14 protein-coding genes and 1 tRNA gene are annotated in these 14,865 nt (G+C 69.1%); 7 read left to right on the forward strand and 8 right to left on the reverse strand.

What is annotated here, in order from left to right:
• Window positions 1-131 precede the first annotated feature (131 nt).
• Window positions 132-218, reverse strand: a tRNA-Leu gene (locus tag ACFWRO_RS01710).
• A gap of 553 nt (window positions 219-771) precedes the next feature.
• Here ACFWRO_RS01710 and ACFWRO_RS01715 point away from each other — a divergent pair.
• The 6 genes from ACFWRO_RS01715 to pknB all read left to right on the forward strand — a co-directional run bounded on the left by ACFWRO_RS01715 (window position 772) and on the right by pknB (window position 8,908).
• The gene (locus ACFWRO_RS01715) at window positions 772-1,674 is read left to right on the forward strand and encodes an FhaA domain-containing protein (RefSeq protein WP_384503295.1); all 903 of its coding nucleotides are present in this window, start codon (window positions 772-774) and stop codon (window positions 1,672-1,674) included.
• Window positions 1,675-1,684: 10 nt separating this feature from the next.
• Window positions 1,685-2,206, forward strand: a complete 522-nt coding sequence (locus ACFWRO_RS01720; RefSeq protein ID WP_384503296.1) for an FHA domain-containing protein — start codon at window positions 1,685-1,687, stop codon at window positions 2,204-2,206.
• 155 nt (window positions 2,207-2,361) lie between these two features.
• Window positions 2,362-3,858 carry a Stp1/IreP family PP2C-type Ser/Thr phosphatase gene (locus ACFWRO_RS01725; RefSeq protein WP_384503297.1) on the forward strand — a complete coding sequence of 499 codons (1,497 nt, stop codon included), beginning with the start codon at window positions 2,362-2,364 and terminating at the stop codon, window positions 3,856-3,858.
• Window positions 3,859-3,884: 26 nt separating this feature from the next.
• Complete coding sequence (locus ACFWRO_RS01730) at window positions 3,885-5,294, forward strand: FtsW/RodA/SpoVE family cell cycle protein (RefSeq protein ID WP_384503298.1); 1,410 nt, start codon at window positions 3,885-3,887, stop codon at window positions 5,292-5,294.
• Window positions 5,291-6,760 (forward strand): peptidoglycan D,D-transpeptidase FtsI family protein, encoded by a 1,470-nt coding sequence (locus ACFWRO_RS01735; RefSeq protein WP_384503300.1) that lies wholly within the window; start codon window positions 5,291-5,293, stop codon window positions 6,758-6,760. Before ACFWRO_RS01730 ends, ACFWRO_RS01735 begins: the two co-directional genes overlap by 4 nt.
• 153 nt (window positions 6,761-6,913) lie before the next feature.
• On the forward strand, window positions 6,914-8,908 hold the full coding sequence (gene pknB / locus ACFWRO_RS01740; protein WP_384503301.1) for a Stk1 family PASTA domain-containing Ser/Thr kinase: 1,995 nt from the start codon (window positions 6,914-6,916) through the stop codon (window positions 8,906-8,908).
• Window positions 8,909-9,022: 114 nt separating this feature from the next.
• Here the strand turns inward: pknB and ACFWRO_RS01745 are convergent, their stop codons facing one another.
• From ACFWRO_RS01745 to ACFWRO_RS01770, 6 genes are all read right to left on the reverse strand, one after another.
• Window positions 9,023-9,697 (reverse strand): class E sortase, encoded by a 675-nt coding sequence (locus tag ACFWRO_RS01745; RefSeq protein ID WP_384503303.1) that lies wholly within the window; start codon window positions 9,695-9,697, stop codon window positions 9,023-9,025.
• 45 nt (window positions 9,698-9,742) lie between these two features.
• Window positions 9,743-10,894: a class E sortase gene (locus ACFWRO_RS01750; RefSeq protein WP_384503305.1), complete on the reverse strand. Its 1,152-nt coding sequence runs from the start codon at window positions 10,892-10,894 to the stop codon at window positions 9,743-9,745.
• Window positions 10,891-11,529, reverse strand: a complete 639-nt coding sequence (locus ACFWRO_RS01755) for an aminodeoxychorismate/anthranilate synthase component II (protein WP_384503307.1) — start codon at window positions 11,527-11,529, stop codon at window positions 10,891-10,893. Before ACFWRO_RS01755 ends, ACFWRO_RS01750 begins: the two co-directional genes overlap by 4 nt.
• Window positions 11,526-11,687, reverse strand: a complete 162-nt coding sequence (locus tag ACFWRO_RS01760; protein ID WP_362005436.1) for a hypothetical protein — start codon at window positions 11,685-11,687, stop codon at window positions 11,526-11,528. Before ACFWRO_RS01760 ends, ACFWRO_RS01755 begins: the two co-directional genes overlap by 4 nt.
• A 64-nt stretch (window positions 11,688-11,751) precedes the next feature.
• Entirely contained in the window at window positions 11,752-12,429 is a 678-nt protein-coding gene (locus ACFWRO_RS01765) for a class E sortase (protein ID WP_384503309.1), read from the reverse strand.
• A 19-nt stretch (window positions 12,430-12,448) separates the two neighbouring features.
• Window positions 12,449-13,216 (reverse strand): DUF881 domain-containing protein, encoded by a 768-nt coding sequence (locus ACFWRO_RS01770; protein ID WP_384503311.1) that lies wholly within the window; start codon window positions 13,214-13,216, stop codon window positions 12,449-12,451.
• A 151-nt stretch (window positions 13,217-13,367) separates the two neighbouring features.
• Between ACFWRO_RS01770 and crgA the strand changes: the two genes are divergently transcribed.
• Window positions 13,368-13,622 carry a cell division protein CrgA gene (crgA, locus tag ACFWRO_RS01775; RefSeq protein ID WP_384503313.1) on the forward strand — a complete coding sequence of 85 codons (255 nt, stop codon included), beginning with the start codon at window positions 13,368-13,370 and terminating at the stop codon, window positions 13,620-13,622.
• 283 nt (window positions 13,623-13,905) lie between these two features.
• Here the strand turns inward: crgA and ACFWRO_RS01780 are convergent, their stop codons facing one another.
• Window positions 13,906-14,772, reverse strand: coding sequence for a rhomboid family intramembrane serine protease (locus ACFWRO_RS01780; RefSeq protein ID WP_384503315.1), 867 nt, complete (start codon window positions 14,770-14,772; stop codon window positions 13,906-13,908).
• Window positions 14,773-14,865: the final 93 nt, after the last annotated feature.

Here is a 14,865-nt window from a genome sequence, read left to right on the forward strand (position 1 = left end):
CCTTAGGCAGCGCCCCGTCCCGGTCGCGGCCCTCTTTCGTCTCGCCCCGCAGCGACGAACGTCGCATTCCTCACACCGTCACGCGACAACGCGGAAGCCCCGTAGGTCGATGACCTACGGGGCTTCCGTACTGGTGCGCGAGGGGGGAGTTGAACCCCCACGCCCTTTCGGGCACTGGAACCTGAATCCAGCGCGTCTGCCTATTCCGCCACCCGCGCATTGGGTGTGCTCCGGGCTTCCTCACCGCGTTTTCCGGTGCGATCGCCTGGCGACATCTGAAGATTAGCACGTGGCGGACGGTGGATTCACATCCGTTGTTTGACCCCCCGCCCGAGCGAACAGGGACAGTGGGGAGCGGGCCGAGGGAGCCCGCGGGAGGCCCGGCAGGGAGACCGACGGGGAGACCTGCGAGCCGAGCCGGCGGGGAGACCGACGCGCAAAACCGGCAGGGTAGATGGGCAGGTGGACCGGCAGGCAGACCAGCAGGAGAACGAGGAAGCGACGGGCGGCCCAGGGCGAGGAGAAGAAGAGACGAAGAGTGGACGGGTAACGGGAGGAACGGGACGGACCGCCCCCACCGCGCGGCCCCACTCCTCCTGCTCGCTCGCCGGGTGCGGGACACTGTCCAGGGGCCGCCTCTACGATCCGTGGGGAAGGCCTGTGAGAGGTGACACTCGTCCACAGGGCAGAGAAGGGGAACCAGCCGATTTCCCGACGCGTGGATACGATCAGTAAGCAGTACCAGGACGACAACGACGGAGGAGGTGCCCCATGGGAGTCATGAAGCGTTTCGAACAGCGGCTCGAAGGCCTGGTCAACGGCACCTTCGCCAAGGTCTTCAAGTCCGAGGTCCAGCCCGTCGAGATCGCGGGCGCTCTCCAGCGCGAGTGCGACAACAACGCGACGATCTGGAACCGCGAGCGGACCGTCGTCCCCAACGACTTCATCGTCGAGCTGAGCACGCCCGACTTCGAGCGCCTCAGCCCGTACTCGGGCCAGCTCGGCGACGAGCTCGCCGGCCTGGTCCGCGACTACGCCAAGCAGCAGCGGTACACCTTCATGGGCCCGATCAAGGTCCACCTGGAGAAGGCCGAGGACCTCGACACCGGTCTGTACCGCGTGCGCAGCCGCACACTCGCGTCGAGTTCGTCACAGCAGCAGGCGCCCGCCGCCGGCCCCCCTCAGGGCGGCCAGGCACCGGGCGGCTACGGCTACCCCCCGGTCGGCGCTCCGCCGATGCCCGCGGCCCCGCCGCCGGGCGCGGGCGGCGCCCAGCGGCCCGGCCACACGCCGGGCGGGCCCGGCCACGCGCCGGGTCACGCACCCGGCCAGGCGCCCGCCGCCGGCCGTCCCACAGCCGGTGGCCCCGGCCCCATGCCCTCCTCCGGCGCCCAGGTGCGCCGGTGGATCGAGATCAACGGCACCCGCCATCAGATCTCCCGCCCGACTCTGGTCCTTGGCCGCAGCACCGACGCGGACGTGAGGATCGACGATCCCGGCGTCTCCCGCCGGCACTGCGAGATCCGGACCGGAACGCCCTCGACGATCCAGGATCTCGGATCCACCAACGGCATCGTGGTGGACGGGCAGCACACCACCCGCGCTACGCTCCGCGACGGCTCGCGGATCGTCGTGGGCAGCACCACCATCGTTTACCGGCAAGCCGAAGGGTGAAGCGGGGGCAATGTCAGAGCTGACCCTGACGGTCATGCGGCTGGGTTTCCTAGCCGTTCTGTGGCTGTTCGTGATCGTGGCCGTCCAGGTCATTCGAAGCGACCTGTTCGGCACGCGTGTCACGCAGCGCGGTTCGCGCCGCCAGGACGCACGTCCGCAGCAGAACACGCGCCAGGCGGCCCAGCCGCCGCAGCAGCGTGGACAGCAGAACGGGGGCGGCGGCCGCCAGCGCCGCGGCGCCCCGACCAAACTCGTCGTCTCCGAGGGGACGCTGACCGGCACGACGGTCGCCCTGCAGGGGCAGACCGTCACGCTGGGCCGCGCCCACGACTCGACGATCGTGCTGGACGACGACTACGCCTCCAGCAGGCACGCGAGGATCTACCCGGACCGGGACGGCCAGTGGATCGTCGAGGATCTCGGGTCCACCAACGGCACGTATCTCGACCGGACCCGGCTCACCACCGCCACGCCGATTCCGCTGGGCGCGCCGATCCGCATCGGCAAGACCGTCATCGAGCTGCGGAAGTAGTGCTACGTCATGTATGAGTGCGAGCGGAGCGAGCGGGCCGAGGCGGTCCCCACGACGGGCCGCGCCGCGTACCGGCACGGGCTCCCGACCGGAGGGTGGGCAGTGTGGCTCGAGACCGGCTGTACCCCGAGGCGACGTCGTCAGGGCAGGTGCGCATGAGCCTGTCACTGCGTTTCGCCGCCGGGTCGCACAAGGGCATGATCCGCGAGGGCAACGAGGACTCCGGCTACGCCGGTCCCCGGCTCCTCGCCATCGCCGACGGCATGGGCGGCCAGGCCGCCGGTGAGGTCGCCTCCTCCGAGGTGATCTCGACGCTGGTCACCCTCGACGACGACGTCCCGAGCTCCGACATCCTCACGTCGCTCGGCGCCGCGGTGCAGCGCGCCAACGACCAGCTGCGGATGATGGTCGAGGAGGACCCCCAGCTGGAGGGCATGGGCACCACGCTCACCGCCCTGCTGTGGACGGGCCAGCGCCTCGGCCTGGTGCACGTCGGCGACTCCCGGGCGTACCTGCTGCGGGACGGGGTGCTCACGCAGATCACCCAGGACCACACGTGGGTGCAGCGGCTCGTCGACGAGGGCCGGATCACCGAGGAAGAGGCCACGACCCACCCTCAGCGCTCGCTCCTGATGCGGGCGCTCGGCAGCGGTGACCATGTCGAGCCGGATCTGTCGATCCGTGAGGTCCGGGCCGGCGACCGCTATCTGATCTGTTCCGACGGGCTGTCCGGAGTCGTCTCGCACCAGACGATGGAGGACACCCTCGCCAGCTACCAGGGCCCGCAGGAGACCGTGCAGGAGCTGATCCAGCTCGCGCTGCGCGGCGGCGGCCCCGACAACATCACCGTGATCGTCGCCGACGTCCTCGACGTCGACGGCGGCGACACCCTCGCCGGTCAGCTCAGCGACACCCCGGTCATCGTCGGCGCGGTCGCCGAGAACCAGGTGCAGCAGGCCGACGGCGGGGCGATGCAGACCCCGGCCGGCCGGGCCTCCGGCCTGGGCCGCACGGGGCCGCACCAGCAGCCCTCCGGCGGGCAGCCGCCCCAGGGCTTCGGCCCGCCCGGCAGCGGCGACGACCACGGCTACGGCGGGATGCCGCCGCAGGGCTCGTTCGGGACTTACACGGACGAGGACTTCGAGAAGTTCGAGAAGCCGCGGACCGGCCTGAAGTGGCTGAAGCGGATCTTCTTCCTGGGCCTCGCCGTCGGCGTCGTCGGCGGCGGTCTGTACGGCGGCTGGCGCTGGACGCAGACGCAGTACTACGTCGGCTCCAAGGACCAGCACGTCGCGCTGTACCAGGGCATCAGCCAGGACCTGGCGTGGGTCTCGCTCTCGGACGTGGAGAAGGACCACCCCGAGATCGAACTCAAGTACCTGCCGGAGTACCAGCGCAAGCAGGTCGAGGAGACCATCGCCGGCGGCAGCCTCGGCAAGGCCGAGACGAAGATCGCGGAGCTCGCCGCGCAGGCTTCGGCGTGCAAGAAGACCGAGCAGCGCCGTGAGGCCGCCGAGAAGGCGGCCGACCAGGCGAGCAAGCCGCCCGCCGACGGCTCGACCGACTCCAAGCCCAGCACAGCCGCTCCCTCCCCGGGCCCCACCCTCACGGCGGACGAGCAGAAGCTGGCCTCGAACTGCGGCAAGCAGTAAGCACCCGTAGGGGGCCTGTCACCACCATGAGCGTTGTCACCAACACGACCACCATCGGCGCGATCGAGGCGCCGAGCCGCCGGAACACCGAGCTCGCGTTGCTCGCGTTCGCCGTCGTCATCCCGGTCTTCGCGTACCTCAACGTCGGTCTGGCGATCGACGGCGAGGTGCCGTCCGGCATGCTCGGCTACGGCCTCGGCCTCGGCCTGCTCGCCACCGTCGCGCACCTCGTGGTGCGCAAGTTCGCGCCGTACGCGGACCCGCTGCTGCTGCCGCTCGCGACGCTGCTGAACGGCATGGGCCTGGTGCTGATCTGGCGGCTGGACCAGTCGCCGCGCATCATCGCCCGGTACAAGACGTTCAGCCCGGACGCCCCGAACCAGATGCTGTACTCGGCGATCGCCATCGCGATGTTCGTGGGCGTGCTGCTGCTCCTGAAGGACCACCGGGTCCTGCAGCGCTACACGTACATCTCGATGGTCGCGGCGCTCGTGCTGCTGCTGCTGCCGCTGGTCCCGGGCCTCGGCGCGGACGTCTTCGGCGCCAAGATCTGGATCAGGGTCGGCGGTTTCTCCATCCAGCCCGGTGAGTTCGCCAAGATCGTCCTGGCGGTGTTCTTCTCCGGCTATCTCATGGTGAAACGCGATGCGCTGGCCCTGGCCAGCCGCCGCTTCATGGGCCTCTACCTGCCCCGCGGCCGTGACCTCGGCCCGATCCTGACGATCTGGGCGGTCAGCCTCCTCATCCTGATCTTCGAGAACGACCTCGGTACGTCGCTGCTGTTCTTCGGCATGTTCGTGATCATGCTGTACGTGGCGACGGAGCGGACCAGCTGGATCGTCATGGGTCTGATGATGTCCGTCGCCGGCGCCGTCGGTGTGGCCTCGTTCGCCGGGCACGTGCAGGCCCGTGTGGACGCCTGGGCGGACCCGTTCGCCTGCGCCCAGGAGGTCGCCGCCTGTGACCAGATGTCGCAGGTGCTGATGTCCTTCGGCTCCGGCGGCATCCTCGGCACCGGCCTCGGCCAGGGCAACTCCGACCTCATCGGCTTCGCCGCCAACTCCGACTTCATCTTCGCCACCGTCGGCGAAGAGCTCGGCCTGACCGGCGTGATGGTCTTCCTGCTCTTCTACGGCCTGATCATCGAGCGCGGTGTCCGCACCGCCCTCGCGGCCCGGGACCCGTTCGGCAAGCTGCTGGCGATGGGCCTCTCCGGCGCGTTCGCGCTGCAGATCTTCGTCGTCGCCGGCGGTGTGATGGGGCTCATCCCGCTGACCGGTATGACGATGCCGTTCCTCGCGTACGGCGGTTCCTCCGTGATCGCCAACTGGGCCCTGATCGGCATCCTGATCCGGATCAGCGACACCGCGCGCCGCCCGGCGCCCGCCCCCGCACCGTCCCCCGACGCCGAGATGACCCAGGTGGTCCGTCCGTGAACAAGCCCCTGCGCCGGGTCGCGATCTTCTGCGGCCTGCTGGTCCTCGCCCTGCTGATCCGGGACAACTGGCTGCAGTACGTCCGCGCCGACGAGCTGAACGCGCACCCGCGCAACAAGCGGGTGCAGATCGAGCGGTACGCCAACGAGCGCGGCAACATCATCGTGGACGGCAAGCCGATCACGGGTTCGGCCGACTCCCAGGACCCGTACTACAAGTTCAAGCGCACCTACACCGACGGCCCGATGTGGGCGCCGGTGACCGGCTACGCCTCGCAGGCGTACGACGCCAACCAGATCGAGAAGATCGAGGACGGCATCCTCACCGGCAACGACGACCGGCTCTTCTTCGACCGCACCATGTCGATGTTCACGGGTGACAAGAAGAAGGGCGGCAACGTCGTCACGACGCTGAGCGGTGCCGCTCAGAAGGCCGCCTTCGAGGGCCTCGGCAACAACACGGGCGCCGTCGTCGCGATCGAGCCGAAGACCGGCAAGATCCTCGCGCTCGCCTCCACCCCCTCGTACGACCCCTCGTCCTTCGCCGGCTACTCCGCGAAGGACGAGAAGGCCTGGGTCGCGCTGGAGGAGGACAAGAAGAACAAGCCGAAGCTGAACCGCGCGCTGCGCGAGATCTACCCGCCCGGCTCCGTCTTCAAGGTCGTGACGGCGGCCGCGGCGCTGGAGAACGGCAAGGTCACGGACATCGACGCCCCGACGGACACGCCGGAGCCGTACAACCTGCCGACCACCCGCGTGCCGATGAAGAACCACGCACGCGGGTGTGAGAACGCCAGCTTGAACCAGGCCATGAAGGTCTCCTGCAACTCGGTCTTCGCGAAGCTCGGCGACGAGGTGGGCCGGGACAAGATGGTCGAGATGGCCGAGAAGTTCGGTTTCAACGCCGAGCAGTTCACCCCGGTCCGCTCGGCCGCCTCCGTCTACGACAAGAAGGCCGACCGTCCCGGTAACGCGCTGTCCTCCATCGGCCAGTTCAACACCGCGACCTCGCCGCTCCAGATGGCCATGGTGACGGCCGCGATCGCCAACGACGGCAAGCTGATGAAGCCGTACATGATCGACAAGCTGGAGTCCCCGAACGTCGACGTCATCAAGCAGAACGAGCCGGAGGAGATGAGCCGCCCGGTCTCCGCGGAGACCGCGCAGAAGCTCCAGCAGATGATGGAGACCGTCGTCAGCGAGGGCACCGGCACCAAGGCCGACGTCAAGATGGACGGCGTGAAGGTCGGCGGCAAGACGGGTACGGCCCAGCACGGCGAGAAGAACGCCAAGCGCCCTTACGCCTGGTTCATCTCCTACGCCAAGACCGACCAGGGCTCCCCGGTCGCGGTCGCCGTCATCGTCGAGGACTCCGAGGGCACGAACCGCGAGGACATCTCCGGTGGCGGTCTCGCCGGCCCGATCGCCAGGGACGTGATGAAGGCGGTACTGAAGAGCAGGAGCTGACCTTGCGGCCTGGCACCGGCCAGGTACCGGTCAGGTATCAGGATGCGGCCACGGGCGGATCCCCTTCCCGTGGCCGGTAGCCTTTGCGCGAACAGCACACCGCCGGACCACACACGGGTGCGGTCGGGACAGACGGAGAGGGCTGGATCAGTTATGGAAGAGCCGCGTCGCCTCGGCGGCCGGTACGAGCTGGGCTCGGTGCTCGGCCGTGGTGGCATGGCAGAGGTCTACCTCGCCCACGACACCCGGCTCGGCCGCACCGTCGCCGTGAAGACGCTGCGGGCCGACCTCGCCCGCGACCCGTCCTTCCAGGCCCGGTTCCGCCGTGAGGCCCAGTCGGCCGCCTCGCTCAACCACCCGGCGATCGTCGCGGTCTACGACACCGGCGAGGACTACGTCGACGGGGTCTCCATCCCGTACATCGTGATGGAGTACGTCGACGGCTCGACCCTCCGCGAGCTGCTGCACTCCGGGCGCAAGCTGCTGCCCGAACGCACGCTCGAGATGACGGTCGGCATCCTCCAGGCGCTGGAGTACTCGCACCGCGCGGGCATCGTGCACCGTGACATCAAGCCGGCGAACGTCATGCTGACGCGCACCGGCCAGGTCAAGGTCATGGACTTCGGCATCGCGCGTGCCATGGGCGACGCGGGCATGACCATGACGCAGACCGCCGCGGTCATCGGCACGGCCCAGTACCTCTCCCCGGAGCAGGCCAAGGGCGAGCAGGTCGACGCCCGCTCCGACCTGTACTCCACCGGCTGCCTGCTGTACGAGCTGCTGACCGTCCGGCCGCCGTTCATCGGCGACTCCCCGGTCGCGGTCGCCTACCAGCACGTACGGGAAGAGCCGCAGGCGCCGAGCAACTTCGACCCCGAAATCACGCCCAACATGGACGCCATCGTCCTGAAGGCGCTGGTCAAGGACCCCGACTACCGCTACCAGTCCGCCGACGAGATGCGCGCCGACATCGAGGCCTGCCTCGACGGCCAGCCCGTCGCGGCTGCGGCGGCGATGGGTGCGGCGGCGTACGGCGGCGGTTACGGCAACGGCTACGGCGGCTACGCCCCGGACGACCAGCCGACGACCGCCCTGCGCCAGACCGACCCGCAGACCTCCATGCTTCCGCCGATGAACCCGGACGACGGCGGCTACGGCTACGACGACCGCCCGGACCGGCGTCGCCAGAAGAAGTCGAACACCTCGACGATCCTGCTGGTGCTCGCGGGCATCCTGGTGCTGGTCGGCGCGATCCTCATCGGTCGCTCGATCTTCGACACCAAGGAAGATCCGCAGCAGGTGACGATCCCGTCGCTGGTCGGCCACACGCTCAAGGAAGCCGAGGGCTCGGCGAAGAACGCCCAGGTCAAGGTCGCCCAGTCGGGCTCCGAGCGGTGTGAGCAGCCGAAGGGCAAGATCTGCAGCCAGACGCCCGCGGCGGACGGCACGGCGAAGATGACCGTCGGCGAGACGATCTCGGTCGTCGTCTCCGAGGGCGCGCCGCAGATCGAGGTCCCGGACGTCCTCGAGAAGTCCCAGGAGAGCGCTGAGCAGCTCCTGAAGGACAAGGGCTTCAAGGTCGTCGTCAAGCAGGAGGAGTCCTCCGAGGACCCGGGCAAGGTCCTGAAGCAGAGCCCGGACGGCGGCGCCAAGGCGGAGCAGAACTCCGAGGTCACGATCACGGTGGCGAAGCAGGAGAAGTCGCAGCTGCCGGACGTCACGGGCCGGAGCTACGACCAGGCCGTCCAGGACCTCAAGACGCTCGGCTTCGAGAACATCGCCCGCCAGGACGAGGACTCGCAGCAGCCGGCCGGCACGGTCACCGGGATGACCCCGAGCGGCAACACGGACCAGCCGAAGAACGTCCAGATCACGCTGAAGGTCTCCAAGGGCCCGCAGCAGACGCCGACGACGATCCCGACGGGTCTGACGGGCAAGACGTACGACGAAGTCAAGGCGCAGCTGGAGGCCCTCGGCCTCGTCGTGCAGCAGCAGGGCTCGAACAACGGCGACGCCAGGGTCTTCGGCACGAACCCGCCGGAGGGCAGCCAGGTGACCACCGGCCAGACGATCACCGTCTTCTCGACGGGCGGCGGCAACGGCGGTAACAACAACGGTGGCAACAACGGCGGCGGCTTCTTCGACTAGCGGCCGCACCGACGCACCACCACGGAAGAGCCCCGGCATCCAGAAGGATGGCGGGGCTCTTCGCGTACCCGGTGTGTACCTGGGTACGTACTCGGTACGTACCCGGTCCGGCTGTTACCGCAGCTCCGCCGGCGGTGTCCGCTCCGCGTCGACCTTCTCCGTGCGGACCAGTTCGCCCCAGACGATGTAGCGGAAGTCCGAGGTGTACATCGGGGTGCACGTCGTCAGCGTGATGAAGCGGCCCGGCTTCGACCTGCCCGATTCCTTCGGGACCGGCTGGAGGACCTTCACGTTGTACTTGGTCGTCTCCGGCAGGCTCTTGTAGACCTTGTAGACGAACCAGGTGTCCTTGGACTCGAAGACGATCGAGTCGCCGTTCTTCAACTTGTGGATGTTGTGGAACTTCGCCCCGTGCCCGTCGCGGTGCGCGGCCAGCGTGAAGTTGCCCTGCTTGTCCTGCGGGAGGGCCGACTTCACGGGGTCGGTGTAATACCCGGCGACACCGTTGTTCAGCGTCTTGCTGTCGGTGCCCTTCTTCACGAGTATCTCGCCGCCGCCCATCTTCGGGACGTGCAGGAAGCCGATGCCGTCCTTGGTGTCCAGGGCGCCGGGGCCGGTCGCCCAGTTGTCGCGGACCTGGTTGCCGTCCTTGTCGGCGGCGCGGTCGGCGAGGACGTTCGTCCACCACAGCGAGTAGACGACGAAGAGACCGAGCACCAGGCCCGCGGTGATGAGGAGTTCACCGAAGACACTGATGGCTCCGGCGATCCGGTTGCGCGCACGTGACACTGCGTCGTCCCGTCCTGAGGTGTGGGGTCGTGAGGCCGTCGGCTCTCAGCCTAGGAGCGCGTCCGGCTTTCCCTTGCTGCGCGGGCGTTCCTCGACCATCTTGCCCCACACGATCATCCGGTACGTACTGGTGAATTCGGGCGTACAGGTCGTCAGCGTGATGTAGCGACCGGGCTGCTTGAACCCCGCCTGCTTCGGCACCGGATCGATCACCGAGACGTTCGACGGGGCCGTCTGCGGCAGGATGCTCGCCATCTCGTACGTGTAGTACGCGTCCTGCGTCTCCACGACGATCGGGTCCCCGGGCTCCAACTGGTTGATGTACCGGAAGGGTTCGCCGTGGGTGTTGCGGTGCCCCGCCACCGCGAAGTTGCCCTGCTTGTCGCCGGGCATCGCCGTCTTCAGGGTGCCCTCGCTGTAGTGGCCGACCATGCCCCGGTCCAGGACCTTGGGCTTGCTGATGCCCTCGGCGACGGGGACGACCACGTCCAGCTTGGGGATGTACATGATGGCGAAGCCCTGTCCGGGCTCGAAGGCGCCCGGCGCCCTGCCCTTGGACCAGGCGTCCTCGATCTGCCCCTTGGCCTGGTTCGCCTGCTGATCGGCCCGCACGTTCGTCCACCACAGCTGGTACGTGACGAACAGCAGCATCACGACGCCGAAGGTGATGAACACCTCGCCCACGACCCGGCTGGCGACGACGCCGACGCTGTCCTTCGCCGCTCGCGCCGCGCGCCGGGCCTCGACGCGGGACATCGGAGCGGCGGGTGCGTCGGGAGTCTCGGAGTCCGGCGCGGGCGCGGGAAGGCCGCCCTTGCGGCCCTTGCCCTTGGCCGCGCGCCTGCGCTCCGCCCTGCCGGGGCCGGCGAGCGGCGTCACGGCCGTCTCAGGCGTCCCGGCGGGCTCCACGGTCCGCAGACCCATCGTCTCGTCCCGGGGCTCGTACGCGGCCTCGTAGGGCTCCTGCGGTGCCTCGTACGGACTCTCCGCGACGGGGTCCGGGCTCGGCGCGGGCTCCGGTATCGGCTCGTACGCGTACGGCTGCTGGTCCGGGTACTCCTGCGGGTACGCGTACTCCTGCTCGTACGGGTACGCCGTCTGCTCGTACCCGGGTATTGCCTCTGGTTGCGCCGGCACGGCCTGCGGCTCGTCCTCCGGCACGTTCGTCGCCCGGAACCACGGCGACCCCGTCGTCACGCGACGGCCTTGCCCACCACCGGCGCGAGCCCCGCCGAGCGGCCCACCGCCCCCTTGTCGCCGCACCGCTCCAGCCAGTTGGCGAGCATCAGGTGGCCGTGCTCCGTGAGCACCGACTCGGGGTGGAACTGGACGCCCTCGACGTCCCGTTCGCGGTGGCGCAGGCCCATGATGATGCCGTCCTCCGTGCGGGCCGTGACCTCGAGCTCGGCCGGCAGCGCCGCGGGCTCGGCGGCCAGCGAGTGGTAGCGGGTCGCCGTGAACGGCGACGGCAGGCCCGCGAAGACGCCCTGGCCCTCGTGCGTGACGAGCGAGGTCTTGCCGTGCAGCAGCTCGGGGGCGCGGTCCACGACGCCGCCGTACGCCACGGCCATCGACTGCATGCCCAGGCAGACGCCGAAGACGGGCACCCCGGTCTCGGCGCAGTGGCGCACCATGTCGACGCAGACACCGGCCTGTTCGGGCGCGCCGGGGCCGGGCGAGAGCAGGACGCCGTCGAAGCCGTCCTGGGCGTGGCTCAGCTCGACCTCGTCGTTGCGCAGCACTTCGCACTCGGCGCCGAGCTGGTACAGGTACTGGACGAGGTTGAAGACGAAGCTGTCGTAGTTGTCGACGACGAGAATCCGCGCGCTCACTGGCCGTCCACCGTCACATCGTTGAACGGAAGCAGAGGCTCCGCCCAGGGGAACACGTACTGGAAGAGGGCGTACACGACCCCCAGGACGAGAACGAGTGAGATGAGGGCCCGTACCCACGCGTTGCCCGGCAGATGCCGCCAGATCCAGCCGTACATGACGTCCGCTGCCCCTTCCGTTCGTTACGGGCACCAGAGTACGGGGCGATGGATCGTTGAGGGGTCAGCCCGCCAAAGCCGGTGGCTCGCCCTGCGTCACAGGCTGGGTGGCGTCCAGGTGCGCCCAGGCGATCAGCCGGTGGCTGCTGCCCCATTCCGGCTCGCAGGTGGTGAGGGTGAGGTAGCGACCTGGACCGTCGAAGCCGGAACTGCGCGGCACGGGGTCGATCACGCCGATGTCGGTGGGGACGGTCCGGTACGGGGCGCGTCCGATCCGGTACGTGTACCAGGTGGTGCCGTCGGTGAGGACGACCGCGTCACCCGGCCGCAGCCGGGGGAAGTCCTTGAACGGATCTCCGTACGTGCGCCGGTGGCCCGCCACGGAGAAGTTGCCGGTCGCGCCGAGGCGGGCGGTGGCGGCGTAGTGGCCGAGGCCCTTCTTGAGGACGCCGGGGGAGGTGCCCTCCAGGACGGGCCACTCCCAGTTCTTGCCGAGCCGCGGGACGTACATGACGGCGATGCCCCGGCCGGCGCGGTACGGCTCGGGGGGCGGCGCTGCGGTGACGGCCTCGGTGACGGGACGGTCCACCCACTCCCGCTCCAGGGTGTCGATCTGCCCGGCCGTCGCGCTCTGGGCCTGTACGCCGGTCCAGAACATGACGTACACCACGAAGAGGACGATCACGGTCCCGACGGTGAGGCACAGCTCGCTGAACGTCCGGACGATCAGTCGAAGCGCCACCGGCCGGGCCTCCCCGCTGTCAGCTCACAGGCTTCGCGTAGTGGAGATCCACTGTGCCCGAGTAGCCGGGAAGAGTCACCGCCTTGTGCTCGTCCACTTTCCAGCCGAGCCCGTAGGCCTTCACGTACAGCCGGTAGTTCTGCACGGCCGGCGAATCGGCGAGCGCCTTCGACAGCTTTCCGCGGTCACCCACTGCGGTGATCTTGTACGGGGGTGAGTAGACCCGGCCCTGGAGGATCAGGGTGTTGCCCACGCAGCGGACGGCGCTGGTGGAGATGAGCCGCTGGTCCATGACCTTGATGCCCTGGGCGCCGCCCTGCCAGAGCGCGTTCACGACCGCCTGGAGGTCCTGCTGGTGGATGACGAGGTCGTTGGCGCCCGGCTCGGGGTAGCCGGGAGCGGCCTGGGCGTTCGGCGGGGCGTCGTCCAGGGTGACGGTGAGGCCGGGGCCCGAGGTCTCGGTGGTCCCCGCGGCGTTCTCCAGGGCGCGCAGGCGCGCGTCCTCGGCGCTCGTGGAGCCGTCGTCGCGGGCGACGAGGGAGTCGACCTGGTCGCGCAGGGCGGCGGTGGACTCGTCCAGGCCGGCGTTCTTGTGGCTGCGTTCCTGGATCAGGTCGGAGAGCCTGAGGAGCGACGCGTCCGTCCGGATGTTCGTACCCTTGGCAGTGTTGAAGCTGGTCACGAAGATCAGCCCGGCCAGGGCGAAGACGGCAGCGGTCAGCACCCGGACGGGGCGCCACCTGGTGGGTCGGCCCGGCCCGGAGGAAGAGTCGGCAGAATTGCTCAACGTACCCTGATCCCCTTCGGTGCCGTGGAAGCACTACGCTAACGGACGCCCGGGGGACGCAGTGGTCCTCCTACGTCACCCAGCCGTCCCACCCCGGCGCCAGCCACAGTTCCCTGCGCGGTCACGCAGCGCATCGACAGGAGAGTTCCTCGTGCCGAAGTCACGTATCCGCAAGAAGGCCGACTTCACGCCCCCGCCCGCCAAGCAGGCCACCAACATCAAGCTGACCAACCGCAGCTGGGTGGCACCGGTGATGCTGGCGATGTTCCTGATCGGGCTCGTGTGGATCGTCGTCTTCTACGTCACCGACGGCACGCTGCCGGTGAAGTCCCTCAACAACTGGAACATCGTGGTGGGCTTCGGCTTCATCGCGGCCGGGTTCGGCGTCTCCACGCAGTGGAAGTAGCGGGCGCCCGACACGCCCGTCAAGCCTTGCCCTGAACTTATCCACAGCGTTGTGCACAGCACTGGATAACTTACGAAGATCTGTGGATAACTCAGGCCGGGTTGACGCCGGTGTGACTGCGGCAGCGCCGCCCCGCACCTGACACGCCCCTCGCTCCCGCTGGAAAAGACCAGCTCAGGAGCAGGGGGCGCGGTCGTTCTCCACGAGGTGCACAAGATCCACCACGCACTGTGGATAACTCTGGGGAAAGCTTTGCGAGAAGCTCGTCCACAGCCCTCGTCGCTCAGGTGAGCACGGCCGAGCGGACCAGGACCATGCCGAGATCGATCGCGAGCACCAGTCCACAGGCCCCGTACTGCACAAGCTTGCGCCGGTCCCTGGGCGCGTGCAGCAGACCGTAGGTCACGAGCGCGCCGCCGACGAGGCCGCCGATGTGCGCCTCCCAAGAGATGCCGGGGCGAGTGAAGGTGAGCAGCAGCGAGAGGGCGACGAAGAGGGCCACCGGCCGCATGTCGTACCGCTGCCGCCGGGTGAGCACCGCCCAGGCGCCGATCAGACCGAAGACGATGCCGGAGGCGCCCAGGGAGGGCTGGTTCGACGGCGCGATCACATAGGCGAGGGCGGAGCCGGAGAGTCCGGAGAGCAGACAGAGCGCGGTGTAGCGGATCCGGCCGAGCTCCGGTTCGACGATGCCGCCGATCACCCAGAGGCCCAGCATGTTGAAGACGAAGTGCGCGACCTCCTGGTGGAGGAAGGTCGAGGTCAGCAGCCGGTACCACTCGCCGTCCGCGACCCCGACCACCTCGGCGAGCGGCGGGCTGTAGGCGTAGCCGATCAGCGCAAGCTCGTCCACGACCCGGTCGCCGGCCACCTGGACGGCGATGAAGAGGGCCAGGTTGATCGCGATGAGGATCTTGGTGACGAGGCGCCCGTCCGAGGCCACCCGGCCGCCGGCGAGCGTACGGGGCCGGTTGGCGTCGGGCGCGTGGCCCGTGCCGGAGCCGTTCCGCACACAGTCCGGGCACTGGAAGCCGACGGACGCCGAGACCATGCACTGCGGGCAGATCGGCTTCTCGCAGCGGGTGCAGCGGATGCCTGTCTCGACGTCCGGATGGCGGTAACAGCGCGGCAGGCCGGACTGCGGCTCCATGCAGGTCCCTCCCGAGGAGATGGGGCGGCGAGGCGGCGCCCCGCCTTCCTGATACGGACGGGCGGGGCGGAAAGGTTCCCTGAACCGGGGGTA

It is taken from the genome of Streptomyces sp. NPDC058579 (genome assembly GCF_042718575.1).
In the GTDB taxonomy this organism is placed as follows: domain Bacteria; phylum Actinomycetota; class Actinomycetes; order Streptomycetales; family Streptomycetaceae; genus Streptomyces.

Bases quoted from the DNA above. Each gene is read 5' to 3' on its own strand.
- ACFWRO_RS01720 (WP_384503296.1), top strand. From the start codon at position 1,685: ATGTCAGAGCTGACCCTGACGGTCATGCGGCTGGGTTTCCTAGCCGTT.
- pknB (WP_384503301.1), top strand. From the start codon at position 6,914: ATGGAAGAGCCGCGTCGCCTCGGCGGCCGGTACGAGCTGGGCTCGGTG.
- ACFWRO_RS01725 (WP_384503297.1), top strand. From the start codon at position 2,362: ATGAGCCTGTCACTGCGTTTCGCCGCCGGGTCGCACAAGGGCATGATC.
- ACFWRO_RS01730 (WP_384503298.1), top strand. From the start codon at position 3,885: ATGAGCGTTGTCACCAACACGACCACCATCGGCGCGATCGAGGCGCCG.
- ACFWRO_RS01715 (WP_384503295.1), top strand. From the start codon at position 772: ATGGGAGTCATGAAGCGTTTCGAACAGCGGCTCGAAGGCCTGGTCAAC.
- ACFWRO_RS01780 (WP_384503315.1), bottom strand. From the start codon at position 14,772: ATGGAGCCGCAGTCCGGCCTGCCGCGCTGTTACCGCCATCCGGACGTC.
- ACFWRO_RS01760 (WP_362005436.1), bottom strand. From the start codon at position 11,687: ATGTACGGCTGGATCTGGCGGCATCTGCCGGGCAACGCGTGGGTACGG.